The sequence below is a fragment of the Streptomyces sp. CA-135486 genome (assembly GCF_050936555.1).
In the GTDB taxonomy this organism is placed as follows: Bacteria; Actinomycetota; Actinomycetes; order Streptomycetales; family Streptomycetaceae; genus Streptomyces.
The window spans coordinates 1,751,620-1,776,792 of the sequence record NZ_JBNJMM010000001.1; the positions used below are offsets into that span (position 1 = coordinate 1,751,620).

Genomic DNA, 25,173 nt, shown 5'->3' on the forward strand with positions numbered 1-25,173 from the left:
CTGCGCAGGTCACGGCGGGGATTGGAGGGGGCCGGAGGGGGTCCAGTGGCCCGCTGAGGTCTCCTACTCCGCTTCGTACCGGACTCTGGCGTGTGGGGCGGCTCACCTCTGAGGGACCCCCTCGGGGGCCTCGAATGTGACCTGTGCCTCGAAGTTGGCGCGACGTGTGGCACGGCGCAGCGCCTTGAGGACGGTGGAGCCGATGGTGAGGGTCAGTACGACGGTCAGGGCGGCGCGGCCGAGGTCCCAGCCGAAGGACGTCGCCGCGCAGTAGGCGAGAAAGCGGACCAGGTTCTCGGGGAGCCGGTCGCCGGGATGGAAGGAGATCCCGGAGGAGAGTCCGCCGATGTAGGTCCAGCCCTGCAGATTCATGACCGTGCCGTACGCGAAGGCCGCGACGGCTCCGTATACGGCGAGCATCAGCACCTCGGCGCGGCCACGCAGGCGGTCGGGGCCGGGCAGGAGCCCCGCGCCCATCGTGAACCAGCCCATCGACAGAATCTGGAACGGCATCCAGGGGCCCACACCGCCCGTGAGCAGCGCGGACGCGAACATCGTGACCGAGCCGAGTACGAAGCCGAAGCCCGGGCCGAGGACCCGGCCGCTCAGCACCATCAGGAAGAACATCGGCTCCAGGCCGGCGGTGCCCGCGCCCAGCGGCCGCAGCGCGGCGCCGACGGCGGCGAGCACCCCCAGCATCGCCACCGCTTTGGCGTCCATCCCCGTGTCGGCGATCGTCGCCACGACCACGGCCACCAGGAGGGGCAGCAGCGCGGCGAAGAGCCAGGGGGCGTCGGCGGAGTGGGCGAGCCCGGAGTCGGCGTCGGCGAGCAGCGGCCAGCCGAAGGCGATGACCCCGATCCCGCTGATCAGGGCGAGGGCGGCGACGGAGCGGGGGCCGAGGCGGATGGGGCGTGCTGTCGCGGCGGCGCGGGCGGCCCCCACCTTGAGGCGTGTGGCCCTGGGGCGCGTGGCCTTCTTCACAGGGCTTGCCTGACCTGGGAGACGGTCAGCCACTCCTGAGGGGCCAGGATCTTGGTGACCTGCGGCGCGAAGGCGGGGGACGAGACCACGACCTCGGCGGTCGGGCCGTCCGCGACGACCTCGCCACCGGCCAGGATCACCACGCGGTGCGCGAGCTCGGCGGCCAGCTCCACATCGTGGGTGGCCAGGACGATGGCGTGGCCCTCGGCGGCCAGGTTCTTGAGGACGGCGACGAGACGGGCCTTGGCCGCGTAGTCCAGACCCCGGGTCGGCTCGTCGAGCAGGACCAGCGGGGGCCGGCCGGTCAGCACGATGGCCAGCGCGAGTGCGAGGCGCTGTCCCTCGGAGAGGTCGCGGGGGTGCGTTGCGTCCGCGACGCCGGGGAGCAGCTCGCTGACCAGGGCGCGGCAGGTGCCGGGGGTGGCTCCTGCGTCGGCGTCGGCGGCCGCGCACTCGGCCGCCACCGTGTCCGCGTACAGCAGATCACGCGGCTCCTGCGGGACGAGACCGACCTGGCGGACGAGCTCGCGGGGGTGGGTGCGGTGGGGGGTGTGACCGCCCACCTCGGCGGTGCCGGAGGTGGGCTCGACGGTGCCGACGAGGGTGGCGAGGAGGGTGGACTTTCCGGCGCCGTTGCGGCCCATGAGGGCGATGATCTCGCCCGGGGCGACGGTGAGGTCGACGCGGCGGAGGGCTTCGATGCGGGCGCGGCGGACGGTGAGGGAGCGGAGGCGGGTCGGGCTGGGGGCGTTCGCCGCCCCGCCCCGCCCTCCCTCAGAGCTTCGCCTGGGAGGTACCCCCATCCCGTAACCGGGGCTCCGTCCCGGACCCCGCGCCTCAATCGCCGGCGGGGCTCCATTCTGGGCGGCCGGGGGCTCGCCCCCGGTCACGGGAAGGAGCGGGCTGGGGGAACACCCCTCCAGGCGGGCCCGCAGCGCACCCGCCCCGCGCCGCGCATCCCGCACCGACAGCGGCAGCGGGTCCCACCCCGCCAGCCGGCCCAGCGCCACCACCGGCGGGAACACGGGCGAGACGGCCATGATCTCGGCCGGCGCGCCCGTCCGTGGCGCCGCACCCGCGGACGGCAGCAGGATGACCTGGTCCGCGTACTGCACGACCCGCTCCAGGCGGTGCTCGGCCATCAGGACCGTCGTACCCAGGTCGTGGACCAGGCGCTGCAGCACCGCCAGGACCTCCTCGGCCGCCGCCGGGTCCAGCGCCGACGTCGGCTCGTCCAGGACCAGCACCTTCGGGTGCGGCGTGAGCACCGAGCCGATCGCGACGCGCTGCTGCTGTCCGCCGGAGAGCGTGGCGATGGGCCGGTCGCGCAGCTCCGCCAGGCCCAGCAGGTCCAGCGTCTCCTCGACCCGGCGGCGCATCACCTCGGGGGCGATGCCGAGCGACTCCATGCCGTACGCCAGCTCGTCCTCGACCGTGTCGGTGACGAAGTGGGCGAGCGGGTCCTGGCCCACCGTGCCGACGAGATCGGCGAGTTCGCGGGGCTTGTGGGTGCGGGTGTCGCGGCCGTCGACGGTGACCCGGCCGCGGAGGGTGCCACCCGTGAAGTGCGGTACGAGGCCACAGACCGCGCCGAGCAGGGTCGACTTGCCGACGCCGGAAGGGCCGACGAGGAGCACCAACTCGCCCTCGGGGACGGTGAGATCCACATTCTCCAGGGTCGGCGCGGCGGCGTCGCCGTACGTCACCGAGACGTTCTCGAAGCGGATCACGAGGACTCCTTCGGAAGGGGTGCGACGAAGGCGGGGAGCAGGCCGAGCAGGATGCTCGCGGCGGGCCACAGCGGCAGCGTCGGAGCGGTCAGCGGTACGACGCCCGGGTGCAGCGCGTCCGGATCGGACGAACCCGCCAGGATCAGCAGCGCGGCGACGGCCGCGCCGGAGCCCGCGACCAGCCAGGCCCTGGGGCCCCAGTGGTCGGGGCGGTAGCGGGTGCGGACAGACCGTCGCCCGCCCAGCCGGAGCCCCGCGAGCGCGGCGAGCAACCCGGCGACGAGGAGGGGCAGTCCGTACGATGCGCCCGCGGCGGCCAGCAGTCCGTACGACCCGGCGCAGACGCCGAGGAGCCCGCCGAGGGTGAGTACGGTCGTGGTGTGCCGGACGGCGGGCGGTACGTGTGCGGTACGCCCGTATCCGCGGGCGTCCATCGACGCGGCGACCGCGACCGACCGCTCCAGCGCGCCCTCCAGGACGGGCAGTCCGAGCTGCACGATGGCCCTGATGCCGCCGGTGGGGCGGCCGCGCAGGCGGCGGGCGGTGCGCAGGCGGACGACGTCGGCGACCATGTTCGGCGCGAAGGTCATGGCGACGACGACGGCGACGCCCACCTCGTACAGGGCGCCGGGGAGCGATTTGAGGAGGCGGGCGGGGTTGGCGAGGGCGTTGGCGGCGCCGACGCAGATGAGGAGCGTGGCGAGCTTCGCGCCGTCGTACAGCGCGAAGACGAGCTGTTCGGCAAAGACACGGCCGCCGATGCGGATGCCCTTTGCCCAGTCGGGGAGGGGGACTTCGGGGAGGGTGAGGAGGGTGTGCGTACCGGGGATGGGCGACCCGAGGACGACGGAGAAGAGCACGCGGATCCCGATGACGACGAGGCCGAGCTTGACGAAGGCCCCGTAGGACCGGGCCCAGGGGGCATCGGTGCGACGGGCGGCGACGACGTATCCGGCGACGCCGACGACGAGGCCGAGGAGGAGGGGGTTGGTGGTGCGGGATGCGGCTACGGCGAGACCGAGCGCCCAGAGCCACCAGGCGCCGGGGTGGAGGGCGTTGCTCCGGCTTGCCTCGGGCGTCCGCAGCCGCGCCCAACGGGGGGGCCGGGGCGGGGTGGCCCCGTCCCGACGGGGGGTGCGAGTCGCCTCCGGCGCGTGGGGCCGGGGCGGTTCCGGGGTGCCCGGCGCGGCGGGGCGCCGTGGTGCGGGCCCGGGGTCCGTGGCGCGGGCGTCCGCGGGGTGCGGATGGCTGGTACCTGATCCGGCGCCGCCGGGTGCGGGCCGTGGCGGGTGCGCGCGGCCTCCGGCCACGCCGGGGTACCCACCCGCACCACCCGTGCGAGTGACTGGCCGGGTGCGGCCGCTCCCCGTGGCCGGTGCCGCGCCGTCGGCGTCTGCGGCTCCGCGCGCAGACAGCGCGCGGCCGCCGACGGCGGGCAGCGCCCACAGGAAGGCCGTCAGGCGACCTACCACTCGCACGGGTGGTGCGGATGGGAAAACGAGGCCCGGCCGCAGGCCGGGGGCCGGCGTCATCGCTTCCGGCGCCGGGACTGCCACACCGTCGCCGCGCCCAGCGCGAGAATCGCCGCGATGCCCGCCACGATGCCCAGCGACGGGCCGCCTTCCTCGGCGTCCGAGGAGGCCGGGGCCGACGGCTTCGGCTCGGACGCCGAGACCTGGTCCCCGCAGCCCGACTTCGGGTAGCCCGCGATCGCGCACAGCAGCGCCTGGCTGTTGTACCGCAGCGGTTTCGCCACCGACGCCAGCGCCTCCGCGCTCGTCGCGTCCTTCCGGACCTGCGCACACGCCACCCGCGGGGCCGGTGGCGTGTCGCCCGACGGGGCGTCCGCCCGGGTGCCGGAGTCGATGACCAGCGCGATGCGCTTCGTGTCCGCCTTCGGGGGAGTCCCGCCGCAGATCGCCTTGAAGTCCGGGGCCCTGCGCGGCTGCGCCGAGTCCGCGCTGTCCTCGCTCACCGAGAAGCGGAAGCCGTTCACGGAGCCGTCCGCGGGCCTCGCGGTCGCCGGGCCCTCGGTGGCGTAGGTCCATGCGCCGCTGCCCAGCCAGAACGACCAGTAGCGGTAACCCGCGGCCTGCGCCGGTCCCGCGCCCAGCAGCGTCAGCGCGGCGCCGAGCGCGAGAACCAGGACGAGGACCGGGGCGAGGATTCGCGTAGGCATCACGGCTGCTGCTGGTTCTTCCGGCGTCCGCTGAACAGGAAGCCCGCACCCACACTCGCGACGAAGAACGCGCCGACGATCCACCAGACCCCGACACCGGAGCCGTCGGAGTCCGAGGAGTCCTTCTTCTCGGCCGAGTTGCCGGCCGCGGGCTTCTCCGGCGCCGGACCAGTCGCGTTCAGGCCCGCCACCAGATCCGTACCCCCGAAGCTCTTCGGGTCCGCCCCGGCCGCATGCGCCGCGAGGATCAGCTGCGCGTACGCCGCGGGGCCCGACTCCTTCGCCCAGGCCGCGGAGTTCTTCTCCAGCCACTCCAGTGGCTTCTTCGCCCGGTCGCCCAGGCCCTGCGCGGTGAGCGCGACGATCGCGTCCACCGTGTTCCCGAAGTCCGGCTTCGGCGTCGGGTCGGTCGCGCCCGCCATCGGCGGGGTGTCGAGGTGGCCCGTCTTGGCGAGCGCGGTCGCGAGGTACACGGCGCCGTTGTGCGCGGCGCCCTCGACCGTCGTCGACTTCTCGCAGACCGTCCCCTTCGCGTCCTTCGCGCCGGCGGTCACGACCAGCCCCTTGCCGTGCGCCCCGAGCACCGCCGCCGCCGTGGAGTCGGCCACGATCCCCGGCTGCTTCGGCTGATAGACGAACGCCCCGCCGTCCTTCCCGCCGCACGGCTTCGCGAACGTCAGCAGCGCATCGTACGGCGTCTTGCCGCCCTTCGACTTCACCGCCTCCGGCTTCTCGCCCGCCGCCGCGAGAGCGCCGATCACGATCGACGTGGAGTTCGCGTCGCTCGCCCCGCCCGGGTTGTAGCCCCAGCCGCCGTCCGCGTTCTGCACGGACTTCAGCCAGCCGACCGACTTCTTCGCGGCGGCGTCCTGCCCGCCCAGTGCGGCCACCGCCTGCACCGCGGCCGCGGTGGCGTTCGAGTCGAGCGGCAGCTTGGCGTCGCACGGCTTGGTCGCATCCGCCCGGTACGAGGGGAATGCCCCGCTGTCGCACTGCTGCCCGGTCAGCCAGTCCACCGCCTTCGCCGCGGGCTTCAGGCCGACGGTGTCCTGCGCGAGCAGCGCCAGCGACTGCCGCCAGACGCCGTCGTAGGTCGGGTCGCCCGTGCCGTACAGGCCCGACGGCGCTGGGGCCGAAGGCGTGGGCGACGGTGCGGCGGCCGCGGCCGACGTGATGGCCATGCCGAGTACGGCTGATGCGGCGAGCGCTGCGGCGCTGCGGCGGACGATGCTCATGGCGGGCTTGGCCTCTCCTGCGGGAGCCGGGCACAGGCACGCAAAGGCACCATGGCTCCGGCCCGTATACCTCGACGGTGCCGGCCACCGGCGGTTCCGGTGACACGAGCCGTTCACGACCGTGTACGAGGCATTCCGACTCACCGCCTGCGACGGCGGCTCACGGTTGCGGGTCAGTGCCGGATTTGCACCGGCTTCCCCTCGTACGGGCATGATGACGACCCGCTCACTCTACCGGCGGGTCACCGAGGCCCGTCGGGGCGCATGCCTTTCCGGACCGCCGCGCGGAATGGTGTTGGACATGCCCGCCGTGCCTGTCCTTCGGGCACGAAGCAGCAGGCGGGAGTGGATCAGAGGGCCACGTACGTGGCGGGGGTGCCCGCCAGCACCTCGGCCCGCCCCAGCTTCACCAGCCTGCGCAGATGCGCCTCCGCCTCCGAGACCGCGATGTTCCGTGATCCGTACGGAATCTGCTCCCAGGGCCGGTTCCACTCCATCCGTTCGGCGACCTGCCAGGGCGTGAGCGGCTGCGCCAGCAGGGCGAGCAGCCCGGAGAGGCGCTCCTCGTGGTGGGCGAGCAACTCCCTTACCCGGGAGGCCGCGTCGGGGAAGGCGTACTGGTGGGCGGGCAGCACCTCGGCCGGGGCGAGGCGGCCGACGCGCTCCAGTGAGTCGAGGTAGTCGCCGAGGGGGTCGGTGACGGTCGCGTCGTCGGGGTCCTCGTACAGGCCGATGTGCGGGGTGATCTCGGGCAGCAGATGGTCGCCGGAGAAGAGCCGGCCGTTGCCCGGCCGCTTCGCCGGGTGGGCCTCCTCCAGATGGAGGCACACATGGCCGGGGGTGTGTCCGGGCGTCCAGATCGCGCGCAGCCGCCGGCCGGCCAGGTCCAGCAGCTCACCCGGCACGATCTCCCGGTCGGGCAGGGCGGCGCGCAGCCCCGGCAGCGTACGCATCCGCCCCGAGGCGCGGGCCTCGCGCAGCGGCGCGGTGTGCTCGTCGGGCGCGCCCGCGCGCGTCAGCTTGTCCGTCAAGTAGTCGAGCCAGAGGCCGGGTTCGGCCCCGCGGGTACGGCGTACCACCGCGCTGTCGGCGGCGTGCATCGCGATCCATGCGCCGGAAGCGTCCCGGACCTGCCCGGACAGGCCGTGGTGGTCGGGATGGTGGTGGGTGATGACCACGCCGTGGATGTCGGCGACGCGAACGCCGAGGGAGTCCAGACCTGCGGTGAGGGTGTCCCAGGAGGCGGGGTCGTCCCAGCCGGTGTCGATGAGGACGGGGCCGCGGTCGGTGTCGAGCAGGTGGACCAGGGTGTGGCCGAGGGGGTTGTCCGGGATGGGCACCTCAATGGACCAGACGCCCCCACGGTGGTCGGTCACCTGCGTCATGAGGCCCTCGGCATCTCTTCGGCGGCACGGCCATCGCCCACTATAACTAGAACTGGTTCCAATGGTCGCCCAAGTCGACCGTCGGTCCAGGGGAGTTGGCTGACCTGCGGGGCGCCGACGACTACTGCTGTCAGGGGCGAATCGGGTGGTCGGCGGCCTCGCTAGGCACGGAACCCTTCGAACACGATGTTCAGATGGCGGGGCCCACGCAGGACGGCGTTCTGGCGGTAGGGGGGTGGGTCCTCCACCAGGCGGGGGTTGTCGAGCCTGCGGGCCAGCTCGGTCAGGGCGAGCTGTGCCTCCAGACGGGCGAGGGGTGCGCCGAAGCAGTTGTGGATGCCGCTGCCCAGGCCGAGGTGCTGGTTGTCCTTCCGGTCGGGGTCGAACCGGTCGGGGTCGAGAAACCGTTGGGGGTCCCGGTTGCCGGAGGCAAGGACGAGCCAGAGGGACGCGCCCTTGGGGATGGTGGTGCCGGCGACCTCGATGTCCGCGAGCGTGGTGCGCTGGGGCAGCAGCTGTACGGGGGGCTCGAAGCGCAGGAGTTCTTCCACGAGCGGGACGGCCAGCGAAGGCTCCTCCCGCAGCCGCTTGAGAACGTCCGGGTTACGCAGCAGGGTGAGCATTCCGTTGGTGATGAGGTTGACCGTGGTCTCATGGCCGGCGATCAGGAGCAGAGCAGCGGTGCTGAGCACTTCCATCTGGGACATCTGGCCGTCAGGGCCGTGCTCGGTGGCCAGCGCGGAGAGCATGTCGTCGCCGGGTGCCTTGCGGCGTTCGTCGATGAGCCCGGCCAGGTACATGCCCAGCTCGGTGCGCGCCTGCTGGGCGACGCGGCGCCGCTCGCCGGGATCCTGGCTCGGGTCGGGGTCCAGGCTTGCGGCGATGGTGTCGGCCCAGGAGTGGAAGTGTGCCTCGTCCTCGCGCGGAATTCCGAGCAGCCTGCAGATAACAGTCACGGGGAAGGGATAGGAGAAGTTGTCGACGAGGTCGATCCGGTCCCGGTCTCCGAAGCCGTCGATGAGGTCGGAAACGATTCGGAGGAGTTCGCCGCGCATGTGGTGGACGCGCCGGGGGGTGTTCGGTGGTCCGAAGGGCCGCATGGTCATACGGCGCAACCGGTCGTGCTCGGGAGGGTCGAGCTTCAGGAAGGTGGGTGGCAGGGCGCCCTCCTCCTCCTGGTCAGGAAGTGCGCCCGCTGCCTGGGGGGACAGATTACGGGCGTCGGAGCTGATCCGCGGATCGTGGAGCAGGCCCTTGATCTCCCAGTAGTTGCTGACCACGTACGTGTCGCTGTCTTCCTCCCGGTACACCGGAGTCTTGCGGAGCTCGGCGTACAGGGGGTAGGGGTCGGCGCGGTTGGCGTGGTCGAGGATCTGTCCCAGGAGCGTGGCTTGCGTCATGACGGGTCCTTGTGGGCGTTGGAGGCTCTGCGGGCCTTGGGCGGGCGTTGCCGTGCCCGCGGTCAGGCTCGGACCGGGGTGAAGGTGATCCGCCGGTCGGTCGGCGAGTAGCCGCTGAGTGTGACGGTCGGCCCGTGGGTGGGCAGGGAGGGGTCGGGGAAGTCGGCCGGGACCGGCCGCAGACCTTCAGGACGGCGGTCGACGGTGGGGAAGTTCGGCGGGAACGGCGCAGCCGATTCGATCAGCCGCTGGTAGAAGTCCAGCCACTTCGTCTGGTCGAAGGTGACGGCGGCGATGACGCGGCCCTGGTGTCCGTACACGCCGGTGAAGCGGCGCTCGGCGAGCGATCCCTGTGCGACAAGGATCTCCTCGCCCATGGACGGGACCCCGACCGACTTGATGCTGACCCCGAACTGTGAGGACCAGAAGGCCGGCACCCAGATGTGCGGCCGGCGGTCCGAGCTGGCGCTGATCATGTTGTGCGCCGCGATCTCGGCCTGCGCGACGGCATTGCCCCAGTGCTCCAGGGACAGGAACTGGTAGCCGAACAGCGCATGCGGGGATCGCGCGACGTCACCGGCGACGAAGACGTCGTCGGTCACGATGCCCCGGACGTCGAAGGCGCGGCAGCCCGCGTCGCAGGCGATTCCCCGGGGTCCGACGCCGAGTCCGGATCCCGCCAGCCACTCGGTGTTGCGTGTCGCGCCGAGCGAGATCACCGCCACGTCCGCGTCGATCGTCGTGCCGTCGGACAGGTGGGCACTGCGCAGACGCCCTGCCGAGTCGCCCTCCAGCCCTGTGACCATGACGCCGCAGCGCAGGTCCACGCCTGCTTCGCGTTGCAGCTCGGCGGCCACCGCGCCGACCACGCCGCCGAGCGCGCCCACGAGAGGCGCTGCCGCACGCTCCGCGACGGTGACGGGCAGTCCCCGCTCACGGCAGGCGGAGGCGATCTCCGAGCCGGTGAAACCGGCGCCGACGATGAGCACCCGGCGAGGTCCCGCCGCGATCCGTCGGTGCAGACCGGCCGCGTCCGCGCGCGTACGCAGCACGAAGACCCCGTCCAGCTCGGCCTCCTGCTCGTGCGGCCACGGCCGGGCGCGGACGCCGGTGGTGATCAGCAGCCGGTCGTACTCCACCTCGTCGCCGCCGGCCAGGCGTACCCGCTTGGCTGCCATGTCCAGCCCGGTGGCGGCGTCACCGAGCCGCCACTGCGCATCGATCGCCCGGCGCCGGGGCAGTGTGGTGTGCTCGGCGGACGCCTTGCCGAGCAGGACCTGCTTGGACAGCGGCGGCCGGTCGTACGGCTCGTAGGGCTCGTCGCCGATCAGCGTCAGCGAACCGGTGAAGCCCTCCTCCCGCAGGGTCTCTGCGGCCCGGAGGCCGGCGAGGGAGGCGCCCACGATCACGATCCGCCCCTTGCGCCTCAGCGATTCCAGGTTCCCGTCACCGGACACCGGACAGCCCTTCTCTCGCTGCGGCGGGTGCATCGCCCAGGTCGTCCACCAAGATGGCCTGGACCGGACAGGCCGCGGCGGCGCGTGCCACGTGCTCCCGCTGTGTGTCGTCGGCGTGCGGGTTGTACAACAGCGCCTCGTCGCCGTGCATGGTGAACACGTCGGGTGCGAGGAAGGCGCACTGCGCGTATCCCTGGCACCGGTTGAGATCGACGACAAGCCTCATCAAGGGGCCCTTCCAGTAGTACTCCTGCGCCCCAGCGTGTGCGTGCTGTCGTGGTTTCGCGAGCACAGGCGGGCCAAAGGAGTTATCAGCCGAAAACGCTCAGGAAACAGCTGGTCATGACGAGAGGGTCGGTGCGGGCCGCGGGCGGAAAGTGGCCACAAGAATGTGGAGGCTGAGAACCAGGGCCCACAGCGGGAAGACCAGCTCGGACCAGGCGACGCTGCTCGTCACGAAGAGCAGTGTCAGGGCGACGAGATAGCCCAGGATGGCAAGCCAGCGCGGAAGGACTCCGAGCCGGTGCCCGATGGAGGAGGTCGAGAGGGTGAACACCGCGGCCATGCGCATCGCGTAGGTCGCCAGCAGGCTGTAGGTGAAGTGATGGCCGAAGGACCAGAGCTGCGCGGAGTCGGTCCCGGACGTACCGGCCGTCTCCAGCAGACTGCCGGCCGCGGCCGCGGCACCGAAAAGAGTCGCCACGAATACCAGGCCGCTGCCGATGAAGACGGTGGCGAGGAACTGGTCCTCCGCCTCCCCGATACGCGCGCGTACAGCGCCCATGAACCACAGGAAGAAGATGCCCGCGAACGGGATGAGGCCGAGCGCCGTCTGTACCGTGCGCCGACGCGAGGGGTCGGTGAACCAGGTGCTGCCCGCGTTGCTCGGCTCGCCCGGTATCGCCAGGCGGACCAGAACGATGGTGGCAGCGAGTAGCAGCGCGAAGGCGATCCCCACCACTCCCGCGGCTCGCGGGGTGCGCAGCGCCTGAGGTCTCCTCTCCATGGGGTGGTTCGCTTCCTCTCCCTGTCGACTACGACCAGCAAGCACCCCGGCACGCGGCCGCGCCACCGGGACCATGCAAGAGGGTGACGTGCGCGGACCGCAGCGAGACGGGAATTCACTGGTCGGGAGCTCTTTCGTTCCTGTCGTGGACTCCTTCAACTAGAACTGGTATCAGTTCTGAAACAGTGTCAGAAAAGCGTCGGGCCGCAGGAGGCAGCAGCTATGACCGAGCTCGTGGAACACGGAAAGCTGTTCATCGGCGGGGAGTTGACCGATCCGCTGGGCAGCGACGCCATCGAGGTCGTATCGCCGCACACCGAGCAGGTCATCGGGCGGGTCCCGCACGCCTCACCGGCGGACGTCGACCGGGCGGTCGCCGTCGCCCGCAAGGCCTTCGACGAGGGGCCCTGGCCACGGATGACGCTCGACGAGCGGATCGCGGTCGTCACCAGGATCAAGGACGCGATCGCGGTACGGCACGAGGAGATCGCCCGCTCCATCAGCTCGCAGAACGGCTCTCCCTACTCCTGGAGCGTCCTCGCGCAGGCGCTCGGCGCGATGATGGTCTGGGACGCGGCCATCACGGTCGCGCGGGACTTCGCGCACGAGGAGCGGCGGGCCGGAGTGCTCGGGCCGATTCTCGTGCGACGGGAGCCGGTCGGGGTCGTCGCGGCCGTGGTGCCGTGGAACGTCCCGCAGTTCACGGCCGCGGCCAAGCTCGGGCCCGCACTGCTCGCGGGCTGCACCGTGGTGCTCAAGCCCTCGCCCGAGTCGCCCCTCGACTCGTACATCCTCGGCGAGATGGCCAAGGAGGCCGGGCTGCCGGAGGGCGTCCTGTCCATCCTGCCCGCGGACCGTGAGGTCAGCGAGTATCTGGTCGGCCACCCCGGGATCGACAAGGTGTCCTTCACCGGGTCCGTCGGCGCGGGCAAGCGGGTGATGGAGGTCGCCTCGCGCAATCTCACCCGCGTCACCCTGGAGCTCGGCGGCAAGTCCGCGGCGGTGATCCTGCCGGACGCGGATCTGGCGTCTGCGGTCGCCGGGATCGTGCCCGCGGCCTGGATGAACAACGGGCAGGCGTGCGTGGCCCAGACCCGTATCCTCGCGCCGCGCAGCCGCTACGACGAGATCGCCGAGGCGTTCGCGGCCGCGGCCTCCGCGCTGGTGGTGGGCGACCCGCTGGAGGCGGCGACCCAGGTCGGCCCGCTGGTCGCCCGGCGTCAGCAGCAGCGCTCCCTCGACTACATCAGGATCGGCCAGGAGGAAGGCGCCAAGATTCTTACGGGCGGCGGGCGTCCGGCCGGGCTCGACCAGGGCTGGTACGTCGAGCCGACGCTCTTCGGCGGGGTCGACAACGCCATGCGCATCGCCCGCGAGGAGATTTTCGGACCGGTGATCTGCCTGCTGCCGTACGGGGACGAGAGCGAGGCGGCGAAGATCGCGAACGACTCCGACTACGGGCTCAGCGGCAGCGTCTGGACGGCGGACGTCGAGCACGGCATCGACTTCGCGCGGCGGATCAGGACGGGGACGTACAACGTCAACACCTTCAGCCTCGACATGCTCGGACCGTTCGGCGGCTACAAGAGCTCAGGTCTGGGGCGCGAGTTCGGGCCCGAGGGATACGGCGAGTACCTGGAGCACAAGATGATCCATCTCCCTGCCGCCTATGCATCAGCCACTGATGCGGGGAGTGGGGAGAACTGATGGGGGACCGCTGGCACGTCGAGGTCGACCGGAGCGTCTGCATCGGCTCGGGCCTGTGTGTGGGCAACGCACCGGAAGGCTTCACGCTGGACTCGGCGCGGCAGTCGCACCCGCGGGCCGCCGACATCGACGCGAACGAGCAGATTCTGGCGGCCGCGGAGAGCTGTCCGGTGGAGGCGATCGCGATCGCGCTGCTGGAGAGCGGGGAGCCGGTCTTCCCGCCGGAGGACTGAGAGCCGGTCGTCGCACACGGGCCCGGCTCGCCGCGGCCGGCCGACCGGTGGCGTCACACCCAGCCCTCGTCCTGGGAGATCCTTATGGCGTCGACCCGGTTGCGGGCCCCGGTCTTGCGGGTGATGGCCGCCATGTAGTTGCGCACCGTGCCGTGGGACAGATGGAGACTGCTCGCGATGTCCGCGATGGAGGCTCCCTCGGCCGCGAGTGACAGCACGCTTAACTCCCGTCTTGTCAGCGGTATCTGAGTCGCCTTCAGAAAGCTGAAGCCAAGGGAGTTGTCGATGAAGCGCTCTCCCCTGGCCACTTGCCGTATGGCGATGACCAGACGCTCGGGCGTGCCTTCCTTGTCGACATAGCCGACGGCTTGCGCCTCGACCGCGCGCCGGAGCGAACCTGGCCGATTTGCGCTGGCGAGCACCAGCAGCTGGCCGTCCTCGGCACTGGTGCGCCGATCGCGCAGTTCGCCGAGCGGCGCGATGCCGTACGAGTCCGGACACTCCAGGTCCACGGCGCAGACATTGGGCGCGAGCGAGCGCGCGAGCTCCGGCGCATTGGGCCACGATGCGTGGAACACCTCCAGGTCGGGTTCGTTGTCAAGCCTCTCCGCCAGCGCAGAGCGCAGCAGACAGGCATCGTGCACGAGAAGTACCCGGATCACGTTTCGCCCCCTCAGCTCACCGTCCACGGGTTTGCTCCGTGCAGCACGCGAAACATTCTCATCGGCGGACGGTCGCCGCGAGGGCGGAGATTCGGCCAACGGGGGGCAAGAGGGGCGCACGCGCCCGGTGTGAACGCCGGGCGTGCACGGCGCGCGCACGCAGGGACGCAGTGCCCGAAGGGCTACGACGGCCCTGGTTCCGCATCTTCGGCGGGGCTCAGCTTCGCGTCTTCCGTGGCGGCGTCGTCAGGTCGATCAGACGGCACACCATCTCGATGTCGATCTTCACCTGTGCGATCGAGGCGCGCCCCGAGAGCCAGGTGATCAGCGCCGAGTGCCAGGTGTGCTCGATCACGCGGACCGCGGAGAGCTGCTGCGGCGTCGGGTTCTCCAGGCCCATCGCGTCCAGGATGATCGCCGTCGTCTGCCGCGAGACCGTGTCCACCTCGGGGCTCACGCTGCGGTCCGCGAAGGTCAGCGCGCGCACCATCGCGTCCGCGAGATGCGGCTCGCGCTGCAGCGCCCGAAAGGCCCGCATCAGCGTCTCGGCGACCCGATCCGCCGCGTTGTCGCCGGCCGGGGGTCTTTTGCGCAGTGTCGTGTGCAGGTGCTGAAGCTGGTCCTGCATGGTGGCGACCAGCAGATGGATCTTGGAGGGGAAGTACCGGTAGAGCGTGCCGAGCGCCACGCCGGCCGCCTCGGCGACCTCGCGCATCTGCACCGCGTCGAAGCCGCCCCGGCTGGCCAGCTGCGCACTGGCGTGCAGGATGCGACGCCGGCGCGCCTCCTGGCGTTCCGTCAGGGGCGACGCCGCCGGCCCCGCCGACTTGGCTTCGGCTGTCATATGTCCCGTTCCCTACGCGAGTCCGGATCGCACAGCACGGCAGCGTGCCTGCCGTGGCGCGAATCACCTGATCCGGCCCTTACAGGCGCGCTACCTGCCGGTAGATTCGAAGCTCCTTGAGCGATCAAGTCTGAAACTTGTTCTAGATTAGCGCGACCGGTTACGCTCCGGCGAAACGCAGTGAGAAGGGGGCCGTGAGTGACCGCTGAGGCCATAGAGGTCGGCCCTCGTACGGGGTCGTCCGGCGGCGGTGACGAGCCGCTGCGCATCGCGCTCCTCACTTATAAGGGCAACCCGTTCTGCGGCGGCCAGGGCGTCTACGTACGCCACCTCTCGCGCGAGCTCGCCCGCCTCGGGCACAGCGTCGAGGTGATCGGTGCGCAGCCGTATCCCGTGCTCGACGAGGGCGTGCCGCTCACCGAGCTGGCCAGCCTCGACCTGTACCGCAGCCCGGACCCCTTCCGTACGCCCGGGCGGGGCGAGTACCGCGACTGGATCGACGCGGTCGAGGTCGCGACGATGTGGACCGGCGGCTTCCCCGAGCCCCTGACGTTCTCGCTGCGGGCCCGGCGTCATCTGCTCGCACGGCGCGGCGAGTTCGACGTCATCCACGACAACCAGACGCTCGGCTACGGGCTGCTCGGCGACCTCGGTGCGCCGCTGGTCACCACGATCCACCACCCGATCACCGTGGACCGGCAGTTGGAGCTGGACGCGGCACCGGACTGGAGGCGGCGCGCCTCCGTACGGCGCTGGTACGGCTTCACCCGGATGCAGAAGCGCGTCGCGCGCCGGCTGCCGTCCGTGCTCACTGTCTCCGGCTCCTCGCGGCAGGAGATCGTGGACCACCTCGGTGTGCGGCCGGGGCGCGTCCAGGTCGTCCACATCGGCGCCGACACGGATCTCTTCTCGCCGAACCCGGCGGTCGCGGAAGTGCCCGGCCGGATCGTCACCACGTCCAGCGCCGACGTCCCCCTGAAGGGGCTCGTGCATCTGGTCGAGGCGCTGGCGAAGCTCCGTACGGAGAATCCGGCCGCCCATCTCGTCGTCGTCGGCAAGCGTGCGCAGGACGGGCCGGTCGCTCAGCTCATCGAGCGGTACGGGCTCGAGGACGCGGTCGAGTTTGTCAAGGGCATCAGCGACGCGGAGCTCGTGGACCTGGTGCGCAGCGCGCAGGTTGCCTGTGTGCCGTCGTTGTACGAGGGGTTCTCGCTGCCGGCCGCGGAGGCGATGGCGACGGGGACGCCGTTGGTAGCGACGACCGGGGGTGCGATCCCGGAGGTCACGGGCCCGGACGGCGAGACCTGCCTGGCGGTCCCGCCGGGCGACCCGGGCGCGCTTGCCGCGGCTCTGGGCCGGCTGCTGGGCGACGCGGACCTGCGCGTACGGCTGGGGGCGGCGGGCCGGGAGCGGGTGCTGTCCCGCTTCACCTGGGCGAGTGCTGCGCAGGGCACGGCCGAGCTGTACCGCGAGGCGATCGCGACGCGCGTCGGGCTCTCGCGGTGACCCGCCGCTTTGCGGCCCCGGTCTCGCGGCCGCTCCGCGGCCCGAGTTGTGGACGCGGTCCACAATTGCCGCGCACCGCAACACGTACTGGTTCCCTCGACTGCGAAAGCAGGATCACGTGCTGACCGTCGACTTCTCCCGCTTTCCGCTTGCCGCGGGCGACCGCGTCCTCGATCTGGGCTGTGGTGCCGGGCGGCACGCGTTCGAGTGCTACCGGCGCGGTGCGCACGTCGTGGCCCTCGATCAGAACGGCGAGGAGATCCGCGAGGTCGCCAAGTGGTTCGCCGCGATGAAGGAGGCCGGGGAGGCGCCCGAGGGTGCCACCGCCACCGCCATGGAGGGGGACGCGCTCAATCTCCCCTTCCCCGACGAGTCGTTCGACGTCGTGATCATCTCCGAGGTCATGGAGCACATCCCCGACGACAAGGGCGTCCTCGCCGAGATGGTGCGGGTGCTCAGGCCCGGCGGCCGGATCGCCGTCACCGTGCCGCGTTACGGGCCCGAGAAGATCTGTTGGGCGCTCAGCGACGCGTACCACGAGGTCGAGGGCGGGCACATCCGCATCTACAAGGCCGACGAGCTGCTCGGCAAGATGAAGGAAGCCGGTCTGAGGCCGTACGGCACCCACCACGCGCACGCCCTGCACTCGCCCTACTGGTGGCTCAAGTGCGCCTTCGGCGTCGACAACGACAAGGCGCTGCCCGTCAAGGCGTACCACCAGCTTCTGGTCTGGGACATCATGAAGAAGCCCTTGGTCACCCGGCTCGCCGAGCAGGCGCTCAACCCGGTGATCGGGAAGAGCTTCGTGGCGTACGCGACCAAGCCGCACCTGCCCGCAGTGGCCGCCAAGTGACTGTGCCCAGGCGCGGCCCCGGCCGTACGGAACACCTCGTCCTGCCCGGAGTGCTGACCGCCGAGGAGGCCGCCGAGACGGTCGCCGGGATCCTGGGCGTCCAGCGCGAGGACGGCGCGATCCCGTGGTTCCGGGGGCACCACCTCGACCCGTGGGACCACACCGAGGCGGCCATGGCACTGGACGCGGCCGGTGAGCACGAGGCCGCGGCGGGTGCGTACGAGTGGCTGCGGCGGCACCAGAATCCGGACGGGTCCTGGTACGCGGCGTACCACGACGGCGAGGCGGACCGGCCCACCGACCGTGGCCGCGAGACCAACTTCTGCGCGTACATCGCTGTCGGCGTCTGGCACCACTACCTGGCCACCGGCGACGACGCGTTCCTCGACCGGCTGTGGCCCGCCGTGTACGCCGCGATCGAGTTCGTGCTCGCGCTGCAGCAGCCGGGCGGCCAGATCGGCTGGAAGCGCGAGGCGGACGGTACGCCGGTCAACGACGCGCTGCTGACGGGCAGTTCGTCCGTCCACCAGGCGCTGCGCTGCGCACTGGCGATCGCCGAGGAACGCGAGGAGCCGCAGCCGGACTGGGAGCTCGCGGCGGGCGCGCTCGCGCATGCGATCCGCAGGCACCCCGAGCGCTTCCTCGACAAGAGCCACTACTCCATGGACTGGTACTACCCGGTCCTCGGCGGTGCGCTGACCGGCGCCGAGGCGAAGTCCCGTATCGAGGAGTCCTGGGACGACTTCGTCGTGCCGGGCCTCGGTGTGCGGTGTGTGCTGCCCAACCCGTGGGTGACCGGCGGCGAGAGCTGTGAACTCGCCCTGGCCCTGTGGGTGATGGGCGAGTCCGACCGCGCGCTGGAGATCCTGCAGTCCGTGCAGCACCTGCGCGCGGAGGGCGGCATGTACTGGACGGGGTACGTCTTCGAGGGCGACCGCGCGGTGTGGCCGGAGGAGCTCACGACGTGGACGGCGGGGTCACTGCTGCTGGCGGTGGCCGCGCTCGGGGGGGACGAGGCGACCACCGCTGTCTTCGGCGGGGAGCGACTGCCACGGGGGCTGGCGCCCGACTGCTGCTGACCCCCCAAGGACCGCCACCACGGACGGCCGTCCGGCAGGGCGGGAATGCGGTGGCGGATGGCGGGGGGCGGGAGGCGTCGAGCCGGGGCAGGAATGCCAAGGGGCATGGCAGGGGATCAACCTCCCATCCGCCGTGCTCTCGCCGAAAGTAGTACAAAGGATCTATGAACGGGTTTTTCCGGCGATGGCGATTTTTGCCGGATTCCCTGTCCAGTGACGAGTCTGTGCGCAGTCGGCAAGGGCGGCTGCGTTCGGTGCTGGGCGTGCGCAGTGTCGTCGGCCAGATGTTTGTGCTGCAGGTCGTGGTCGTGCTGCTGCTTGCTGTCGGTGCTGTTGTCGTGCTGGTACTGGACGCCCAGCGGGACAGCCGGCGGGAGGCTGCAGATCGCTCACTCGTCGTTGCGGAGAGTGTTGCCAACTCCCCGGGGATCGTGGCGGCCCTGCAGTCCCCCGATCCTTCCGCGGTGCTGCAGCCGCGGGCCGAAGCGGTCAGGGAGCGCTCCGGTGTCGACTTCGTCGTCGTCATGACCCGGGACGGAATCCGCTACACGCATCCCGTGCCGGACCGTATCGGGAAACACTTCGTCGGCACCATTGCGCCTGCGCAGGCCGGCGGGACGGTCATGGAGACCTATGAAGGAACGCTCGGGCCTTCCGTTCGCGCCGTGGTTCCCGTCAAGGGGCCCAGTGGCTCGGTGGTGGGCCTGGTGGCTGCCGGGATCACGTTGAAGAAGGTCGGTGGCGAGGTGACACAGCAGCTGCCGGTCGTGCTGGGCGCCGCGGCCGCCGCGGTGGCCGTCACCACAGGCGGAGCGGCGCTGCTGAGCAGACGACTGTGGCGTCAGACCCACGGCCTCGGCCCCAGTGAGATCACGCGGATGTACGAGCACCATGACGCGGTCCTGCACTCGGTGAAGGAAGGCGTCCTGATTGTCGAACAGGATGGCCGGCTGCTGCTCGCCAACGATGAAGCGCAGCGCCTGCTCGATCTCGTCCCGGATTCCCAGGGCAGACACGTGGGTGAGCTCGGCCTCGGCCCGCTCACCACCGAGCTCCTGGCGTCGGGCCGTGAGGCCACCGACGAGGTGCATCCGGCGGGGAGCCGACTGCTTGTGGTCAACCAACGCCCGATCGACCGGTACGGAGGTACCCCGGGCAGCGTTGCGACACTCCGGGACTCGACCGAGCTTCAGGCATTGTCCGGCACAGTGGAGGCTGCGCGGAGCCGCCTCAAAGTGCTGTACGACGCCAGTGTCAGCATCGGCACCACGCTCGAGGTGACCCGGACCGCCGAGGAGCTGGCCGAGGCGGCCGTACCGCAGTTCGCCGACTTCGTCACTGTGGACCTCGCCGAGTCGGTGCTGCGCGGCGAAGAGCCGGGGGGTACGGAGCCGGAGGTGCGTCGTATCGCCACCACCGGTATCCGGGACGACCATCCGCTCTATCCCACGAACGAACTGATCAGGTTTGTCTCCTCCACGCCGCAGGTGAGGGGGCTGACCATGGGGCGGGCGGTTGTCGAACCCGAACTGCGCAGTGCCCCCGGGTGGCAGGCTCAGGACCCCGAGCGCGCGCACCAGATCCTCGATTACGGAATCCACTCCCTCATCACGGCCCCGCTGCGCGCCAGGGGCGTGGTTCTTGGAGTGGCCAACTTCTGGCGCTCGCAGAAGCCCGAGCCCTTCGAGGCGGACGATCTGTCCCTGGCCGAGGAGCTGGTCGCCCGCGCCGCGGTCTGCATCGACAACGCCCGCCGATACACCCGGGAACACGCCATGGCGGTGACGCTGCAGCGCAGCCTGCTGCCGCGCGGCCTGCCCGAGCAGAACGGCCTCGAGGTCGCCTACCGCTATCTGCCCGCACAGGCCGGGGTCGGCGGCGACTGGTTCGACGTCATCCCCCTGCCGGGCGCGCGAGTCGCGCTGGTGGTGGGGGATGTGGTCGGCCAAGGCCTGCATGCTGCCGCGACCATGGGCCGTCTGCGCACCGCCGTCCTCAATTTCTCCGCTCTGGACCTGCCGCCCGAAGAGCTTCTCGCGCGTCTCGACGAACTGGCCGCCCTCATCGATCGCGGTGAACCGGCGGGGGAAAGCACTGACGAGATCATCGGGGCCACCTGCCTGTACGCCGTCTACGACCCGATCGAGGGGCGCTGCACCATGGCGCGGGCCGGCCATCCCCTGCCTGCGCTCGTCCGCCCTGACGGCACCGTCGAGTTTCTCGAGCTGCCTGCCGGTCCACCGCTCGGCCTGGGCGGTCTGCCCTTCGAGGCGGCCGAGCTGGAGCTGCCCGAAGGCAGCAAGCTCGTCCTCTACACGGACGGCCTCATCTGGAACCGGGAGCGGGACATCGGCAGCTGCCTTGAAGTCCTGCGCACCACCCTGCGCGGCTTTGACGGAGGGCCAAAGGAGACGTGCGGCGCGGTGATGAACGCCCTGCTGCCCTCTCGCCCGAGCGACGACATCGCCCTGCTTGTCGCCCGGACTCGCGTACTGCCGCGGAATCAGGTCGCGCGCTGGGACGTGCCGCGCGACCCCGCCGCCGTGGGACGTATGCGTGCCGTCGTCGCCAGTCAGCTGGCCGACTGGGACCTGGAGGAAACCGGCTTCATCACTGAGCTGATCCTCAGCGAGCTGATCACCAATGCCATCCGCTACGCCACCGGTCCGATCGGCGTGCGGCTGATCCTCGACCGGGAGCTGACCTGCGAGGTGTCCGACGGCAGCAGCACCGCGCCCCATCTGCGCTACGCGGCTGCCACGGACGAGGGCGGGCGGGGCCTGTTCCTCGTCGCCCAGTGCGCCGCCCGCTGGGGCACCCGATACACCGCCGACGGCAAGGTCATCTGGGCCGAACAGCCGCTTCCCGACCGGGCGACGGACTGAACGGCCCCGCACGGGTGGCAAGTTCGACCCACCATGACCGCGGCTCGCGGCGGGTACCGGCACCAGATATTCCGCGACGCGGGGTACGCAACGTACGCAAGTACCTCGGATCGTTGCTGTTCACGCCCTTGTCGGTCAGTGATCGCTGCGGCACGGTTGGCGCCGATGACGAGGACGCCAGAAGATCCCCGGACGGCTCGGCCAGCCATCTGCGGGCTCGGAGAACGCGTGCGGCGCCACAAGCCCGCGTATGGCGCGCTCTTCATATCCGCGCCACTCCTGCCGAGGACGACTCATGGATTCCCGCGATCCCTTGCCCGATCAAGACCCTCCCACGGCTGCCGCGCTCTATCTCAGCGCTCTCGACCACGAAGACTTCTACTCCGCCGCTGAGTTGCGGCTGGCCATCTCCCGCGCTTGCGCGGCCTTCGACCGAGAGGCCGCACTCCTGGACCGGTACCGGCTGTCCGTGCGCGGCGCCAATACCGCCGAGCGCGATGTCCGGGCGGAACGAAGATCATGGGCGCTGCGCACGGCCGCGCGCCTGGCCCGCGACGATGACCGGTCCCAGGCCGTGTCGTCGACGCCGGCGGCCTGGGAGCAGCCGGTCACGGCCCTGTCCGAGCCGTCCACCTTCGCGTACGCGCCGTCCGCGGACGTGTCACCGTCCCGTCGGGCGGACCCGGGGGCATTTCCCGGTCCCAGGCCAACCACGGCGCTGCGCGAACTGCGTGCCGCACGCCGCCGCCCGGCCCAGGTCGCCGCCGCGGTCATCGGCGTCCAGACAGCCGACGTCTGCCTGGCCAACGAGGCACCCGGTTTCATGGCGTACTCCTGGGCAGGTCCGCTGAACATCGGGCTCACCCTGGTCCTGCTGCAATTGGTGATCACCGGTGGGGCGGTCGTGTGGTACGCACGGTATGCGAGGAACTCGCTGGAGCCCATGGTCGAGCGTCACAGCGCCTCCTTCGCGCACCTGGAGAGCCGTTGAACCCCATCCTCGCGCTCTCCGGTTCCGGCGGCGCCTTCCCCGTTCTCACTGTCTTCTTCCTCTGCGTCGTCTGTACGCTGCTCCTTTCGATCGGGGCGGCCTCCTCCGGAGAGAACGAACTGAGCGAGTTCTACCTCGGTCAGCGACGGCTGTCGTCGGTCGTCAACGGGCTGGCGATCTTCGGCAGTTACATGTCCGCGGCAGGGATGCTGGGCAATCCCGGTCTGATCGCGCTCACCGGCTACGACGGCATCGCCTACGTGCTGGCGCCGATGGTCGCCTGGTCCCTACTGGTGCTGCTGGTCGCCGAGCCGTTCCACAGCACCTCACGGTTCACCATCGGCGACTCTCTTGCCCTGCGGCTGCACGCCCGGCCCGCGCATCTGGCGGCGGGCATCACGAGCGTGGTCGTCTGCCTGCTGTATCTGACCGCCCAGCTCGTCGGCGCCGGAGCGCTCGCGGCGACAGTCCTCGGCATGGACGGACCGGGCGCCCAGCGGGTCGTTGTGGCCAGTCTCGGTTTTCTGATGGTCCTCTACGTCTTCATCGGCGGTATGCGGGCGGCGACCCTCGTGCAGGGCGTCAAAGCCATAGCCCTCCTCGGCACAGGTCTCTTCGCCGTGCTGGCGGTGCTGTCGAAGTTCGGCTGGAGCCCGGCGGACCTGCTGGAGGCGGCCGCCCCGCACAGCGGCTTCGGTGACGCCTTCCTGGAACCCGGCATTCGCTTCGACAACCGCACCAGCAAGATCGACTCCCTCAGCCTGCAACTGGCGTTCGTGCTCGGTGCTGCCGGCCTGCCGCACATCCTGATGCGTATCGGAACGGTCTCCAGCGGACGCAGAGCCCGCAAGTCGGCCGCGTGGGCGGCCTGTTTGGTCATCTTCTTCACCCTGGCCGAGGTGGTGACGGGGCTGGGGGCCGCGGCACTGGTCGGCTCGAAGGCCATCGCCGCAGACGCTCCCTCCGGCAACACGGCCGTGCTCCTGCTGGCGGAGCACCTGGGCGGATCGTTGCTGCTGACCATGATCTCCTGTGTCGCCTTTGTCACGATCGTGGCCGTCGTCGCCGCTCTGACGCTCACCGCGGCGGCGTCCCTGGCCCACGACATCTACGGTGCGACGATCATGCGGGGCACCGCGTCGGAGAAGAGTGAACTTGTCGTGGCGCGGCTGGGCGTGGGGCTGATCGGTGTGGCGGCGATCGCCCTGTCGATGAACGCCCAGCATCTCAACATCGCCTTCCTGGTCAGTCTCGCCTTCGCCATTGCGGCCTCCGCGATCCTGCCGGCGCTGCTGTTCAACCTGTGGTGGAGGGGTTTCACGACCAGGGGAGCGGTCTGGAGCATGTTCGGCGGCCTGCTGGTCGCTGTGCTGTTGACGACGCTGTCCCCGGCGGTCTCGGGGAACCCGACGGCGCTGCTGCCGGACGCGGAGTTCGCGGTGTTCCCCCTGAGAAACCCCGGTCTCATCTCCATTCCTGTGGGATTCCTGCTGGGCTGGGCCGGCTCGGTCCTCGACCGGCGCCAGCCGGGCGGCGCGGACTACACGGAGACCGAGATCCGCGTTCTCACCGGCACGGGTACCGGGCGTCGCGGCGGCGACAAACCCTAGTGGCGGCGCAGGCGACCGGCGACCGCGTGGCCCACGAAGAGGTACACCACCGCCGCCAGGCCGTAACCCGCCACCACCCGCGCCCACGCCTCGTCAAAGGTGAACAGGTCGTACGACCACCCCGCCAGCCAGCGCGCCGCATCCTGGATGAAGCTCACCAGGTCATTGGCCCGGTTGGCGTCCAGTAGATACATCAGGATCCACAGGCCGAGGATGACGGCCATGACATCGGCAATGATCATTATGACCGTTGCGGCCTGATTCGTTCCGTTGCTGCGATGAAGAGGACTCATGTGGATCGGATTGCCGCTTGTGAGCGTGTGAAACCCATGGAGCCCGCTCGGCGATGACTAGGCCCTGTCCCGGCTCTGGCCGTTCAACTCGGCGAGCACCCGCAGGGTGTGCGGGTCCGGGGCCGTCACCAGCAGGTCCGTGACCGGGCCCTTGCGCCACAACTCCAGGCGTTCCGCGATCCGCTCACGCGGACCGACCAGCGAGATCTCGTCGGCGAAGGCGTCGGGGACGGCGAGTACGGCCTCCTCACGGCGGCCGTCGGCGAACAGCGCCTGGATGTGCCGGGCTTCGGACTCGTACCCCATGCGCGCCATCAGATCGGCGTGGAAGTTACGGGCCGCATGGCCCATGCCGCCGATGTAGAAGCCGAGCATCGCCTTGACGGGCAGCAGGCCTTCGGCCGCATCGTCACAGACCTTGGCGCGGACCATCGGCGCGATCAGGAAGCCGTCGGGCAGCTCGGTGAGCGAGGCCTCGTAGACGTCCGTGCGCAGCGGGGACCAGTACAACGGGAGCCAGCCGTCGGCGATGCGCGTCGTCTGGGCGATGTTCTTCGGGCCTTCGGCGCCCAGCAGGACGGGAAGTGAGGCACGCAGCGGATGCGTGATGGGCTTGAGCGGTTTGCCGAGACCGCTGCCGTCTTCACCGGTGTAAGGGTGGGAGTGGTAGCGGCCCGCCAGCTCAACCGGGGCCTCGCGCCGGAGAACTTGGCGGATCACGTCGACGTATTCGCGCGTGGCGGTCAGCGGGCTCTTGGGGAACGGGCGGCCGTACCAGCCCTCCACCACCTGCGGTCCCGAAAGCCCGAGCCCCAGCATCATCCGGCCGCCGGAGAGATGATCCAGGGTGAGCGCGTGCATGGCGGTGGCGGTGGGCGTACGGGCGGCCATCTGCGCCACGGCCGTGCCCAGGCGGATCCGGCTGGTGTGCGCCGCGATCCAGGTGAGCGGGGTGAAGGCGTCGGAGCCCCAGGCCTCCGCCGTCCACACGGAGTCGTAGCCGAGGCGCTCGGCCTCGCGGGCGAGTTCGAGATGGCCGGGGTCGGGGCCGCGGCCCCAGTAGCCGAGCGCGAGTCCGAGTCGCATGCCGGCTCCCCTCCGGTCCCGTATTTCTGACGGTGCGTCAGGGTACGC

22 protein-coding genes and 1 riboswitch are annotated in these 25,173 nt (G+C 70.9%); of the genes, 8 read left to right on the forward strand and 14 right to left on the reverse strand.

Annotation, left to right across the window (positions count from 1 at the left end; all coding sequences use genetic code 11):
* Window positions 1–102: 102 nt before the first annotated feature.
* From ACQEVG_RS07915 to ACQEVG_RS07960, 10 genes are all read right to left on the reverse strand, one after another.
* A complete protein-coding gene (locus ACQEVG_RS07915; protein ID WP_432985158.1) occupies window positions 103–945 on the reverse strand; it encodes an ECF transporter S component in 843 nt (280 codons plus the stop codon).
* A 35-nt stretch (window positions 946–980) separates the two neighbouring features.
* The gene (locus ACQEVG_RS07920) at window positions 981–2,714 is read right to left on the reverse strand and encodes an ABC transporter ATP-binding protein (protein ID WP_432979043.1); all 1,734 of its coding nucleotides are present in this window, start codon (window positions 2,712–2,714) and stop codon (window positions 981–983) included.
* A complete protein-coding gene (locus ACQEVG_RS07925) occupies window positions 2,711–3,799 on the reverse strand; it encodes an energy-coupling factor transporter transmembrane component T (protein WP_432985161.1) in 1,089 nt (362 codons plus the stop codon). The genes ACQEVG_RS07920 and ACQEVG_RS07925 overlap by 4 nt, the downstream gene beginning before the upstream one ends.
* 443 nt (window positions 3,800–4,242) lie before the next feature.
* On the reverse strand, window positions 4,243–4,893 hold the full coding sequence (locus tag ACQEVG_RS07930) for an SCO2322 family protein (protein WP_432979046.1): 651 nt from the start codon (window positions 4,891–4,893) through the stop codon (window positions 4,243–4,245).
* Window positions 4,893–6,128 (reverse strand): prenyltransferase/squalene oxidase repeat-containing protein, encoded by a 1,236-nt coding sequence (locus tag ACQEVG_RS07935; RefSeq protein WP_432979049.1) that lies wholly within the window; start codon window positions 6,126–6,128, stop codon window positions 4,893–4,895. The genes ACQEVG_RS07930 and ACQEVG_RS07935 overlap by 1 nt, the downstream gene beginning before the upstream one ends.
* Window positions 6,129–6,257: 129 nt before the next feature.
* Window positions 6,258–6,328: riboswitch (cobalamin riboswitch) on the reverse strand.
* A gap of 150 nt (window positions 6,329–6,478) precedes the next feature.
* On the reverse strand, window positions 6,479–7,513 hold the full coding sequence (locus ACQEVG_RS07940) for an MBL fold metallo-hydrolase (protein WP_432979052.1): 1,035 nt from the start codon (window positions 7,511–7,513) through the stop codon (window positions 6,479–6,481).
* A 161-nt stretch (window positions 7,514–7,674) separates the two neighbouring features.
* Complete coding sequence (locus ACQEVG_RS07945) at window positions 7,675–8,913, reverse strand: cytochrome P450 (protein ID WP_432979055.1); 1,239 nt, start codon at window positions 8,911–8,913, stop codon at window positions 7,675–7,677.
* A 62-nt stretch (window positions 8,914–8,975) separates the two neighbouring features.
* Window positions 8,976–10,403: an NAD(P)/FAD-dependent oxidoreductase gene (locus ACQEVG_RS07950; RefSeq protein ID WP_432979058.1), complete on the reverse strand. Its 1,428-nt coding sequence runs from the start codon at window positions 10,401–10,403 to the stop codon at window positions 8,976–8,978.
* The gene (locus tag ACQEVG_RS07955) at window positions 10,360–10,596 is read right to left on the reverse strand and encodes a ferredoxin (RefSeq protein ID WP_432979061.1); all 237 of its coding nucleotides are present in this window, start codon (window positions 10,594–10,596) and stop codon (window positions 10,360–10,362) included. Before ACQEVG_RS07955 ends, ACQEVG_RS07950 begins: the two co-directional genes overlap by 44 nt.
* A gap of 114 nt (window positions 10,597–10,710) precedes the next feature.
* Window positions 10,711–11,376, reverse strand: coding sequence for a hypothetical protein (locus ACQEVG_RS07960; RefSeq protein WP_432979064.1), 666 nt, complete (start codon window positions 11,374–11,376; stop codon window positions 10,711–10,713).
* Between the two features lie 222 nt (window positions 11,377–11,598).
* On the opposite strand from ACQEVG_RS07960, the gene ACQEVG_RS07965 reads away from it, so the two are divergent.
* Window positions 11,599–13,083, forward strand: coding sequence for an aldehyde dehydrogenase (locus ACQEVG_RS07965; protein WP_432979067.1), 1,485 nt, complete (start codon window positions 11,599–11,601; stop codon window positions 13,081–13,083).
* Entirely contained in the window at window positions 13,083–13,316 is a 234-nt protein-coding gene (locus tag ACQEVG_RS07970; protein ID WP_432979070.1) for a ferredoxin, read from the forward strand. The genes ACQEVG_RS07965 and ACQEVG_RS07970 overlap by 1 nt, the downstream gene beginning before the upstream one ends.
* 53 nt (window positions 13,317–13,369) lie before the next feature.
* Here the strand turns inward: ACQEVG_RS07970 and ACQEVG_RS07975 are convergent, their stop codons facing one another.
* Window positions 13,370–13,978 carry a LuxR C-terminal-related transcriptional regulator gene (locus tag ACQEVG_RS07975; protein ID WP_432985164.1) on the reverse strand — a complete coding sequence of 203 codons (609 nt, stop codon included), beginning with the start codon at window positions 13,976–13,978 and terminating at the stop codon, window positions 13,370–13,372.
* Between the two features lie 217 nt (window positions 13,979–14,195).
* On the reverse strand, window positions 14,196–14,822 hold the full coding sequence (locus ACQEVG_RS07980) for a TetR family transcriptional regulator (RefSeq protein WP_432979073.1): 627 nt from the start codon (window positions 14,820–14,822) through the stop codon (window positions 14,196–14,198).
* A 198-nt stretch (window positions 14,823–15,020) separates the two neighbouring features.
* On the opposite strand from ACQEVG_RS07980, the gene ACQEVG_RS07985 reads away from it, so the two are divergent.
* The 6 genes from ACQEVG_RS07985 (at window position 15,021) to ACQEVG_RS08010 (ending at window position 23,746) form a co-directional block, all read left to right on the forward strand.
* A complete protein-coding gene (locus tag ACQEVG_RS07985; protein WP_432979076.1) occupies window positions 15,021–16,328 on the forward strand; it encodes a glycosyltransferase family 4 protein in 1,308 nt (435 codons plus the stop codon).
* A 118-nt stretch (window positions 16,329–16,446) separates the two neighbouring features.
* Window positions 16,447–17,181 carry a class I SAM-dependent methyltransferase gene (locus ACQEVG_RS07990; protein WP_432979079.1) on the forward strand — a complete coding sequence of 245 codons (735 nt, stop codon included), beginning with the start codon at window positions 16,447–16,449 and terminating at the stop codon, window positions 17,179–17,181.
* On the forward strand, window positions 17,178–18,260 hold the full coding sequence (locus ACQEVG_RS07995) for a prenyltransferase (protein ID WP_432979082.1): 1,083 nt from the start codon (window positions 17,178–17,180) through the stop codon (window positions 18,258–18,260). Before ACQEVG_RS07990 ends, ACQEVG_RS07995 begins: the two co-directional genes overlap by 4 nt.
* Window positions 18,261–18,544: 284 nt before the next feature.
* The gene (locus tag ACQEVG_RS08000; RefSeq protein ID WP_432985167.1) at window positions 18,545–21,145 is read left to right on the forward strand and encodes a SpoIIE family protein phosphatase; all 2,601 of its coding nucleotides are present in this window, start codon (window positions 18,545–18,547) and stop codon (window positions 21,143–21,145) included.
* A 295-nt stretch (window positions 21,146–21,440) separates the two neighbouring features.
* Window positions 21,441–22,136, forward strand: a complete 696-nt coding sequence (locus ACQEVG_RS08005) for a DUF485 domain-containing protein (RefSeq protein WP_432979085.1) — start codon at window positions 21,441–21,443, stop codon at window positions 22,134–22,136.
* Window positions 22,133–23,746, forward strand: a complete 1,614-nt coding sequence (locus ACQEVG_RS08010; protein ID WP_432979088.1) for a solute symporter family protein — start codon at window positions 22,133–22,135, stop codon at window positions 23,744–23,746. The genes ACQEVG_RS08005 and ACQEVG_RS08010 overlap by 4 nt, the downstream gene beginning before the upstream one ends.
* Here ACQEVG_RS08010 and ACQEVG_RS08015 read toward each other — a convergent pair.
* Both ACQEVG_RS08015 and ACQEVG_RS08020 read right to left on the reverse strand, forming a co-directional pair.
* Window positions 23,743–24,039: a hypothetical protein gene (locus tag ACQEVG_RS08015; protein WP_432979091.1), complete on the reverse strand. Its 297-nt coding sequence runs from the start codon at window positions 24,037–24,039 to the stop codon at window positions 23,743–23,745. The genes ACQEVG_RS08010 and ACQEVG_RS08015 overlap by 4 nt on opposite strands.
* A 57-nt stretch (window positions 24,040–24,096) precedes the next feature.
* Window positions 24,097–25,125 carry an LLM class F420-dependent oxidoreductase gene (locus ACQEVG_RS08020; RefSeq protein WP_432979094.1) on the reverse strand — a complete coding sequence of 343 codons (1,029 nt, stop codon included), beginning with the start codon at window positions 25,123–25,125 and terminating at the stop codon, window positions 24,097–24,099.
* Window positions 25,126–25,173 lie beyond the last annotated feature (48 nt).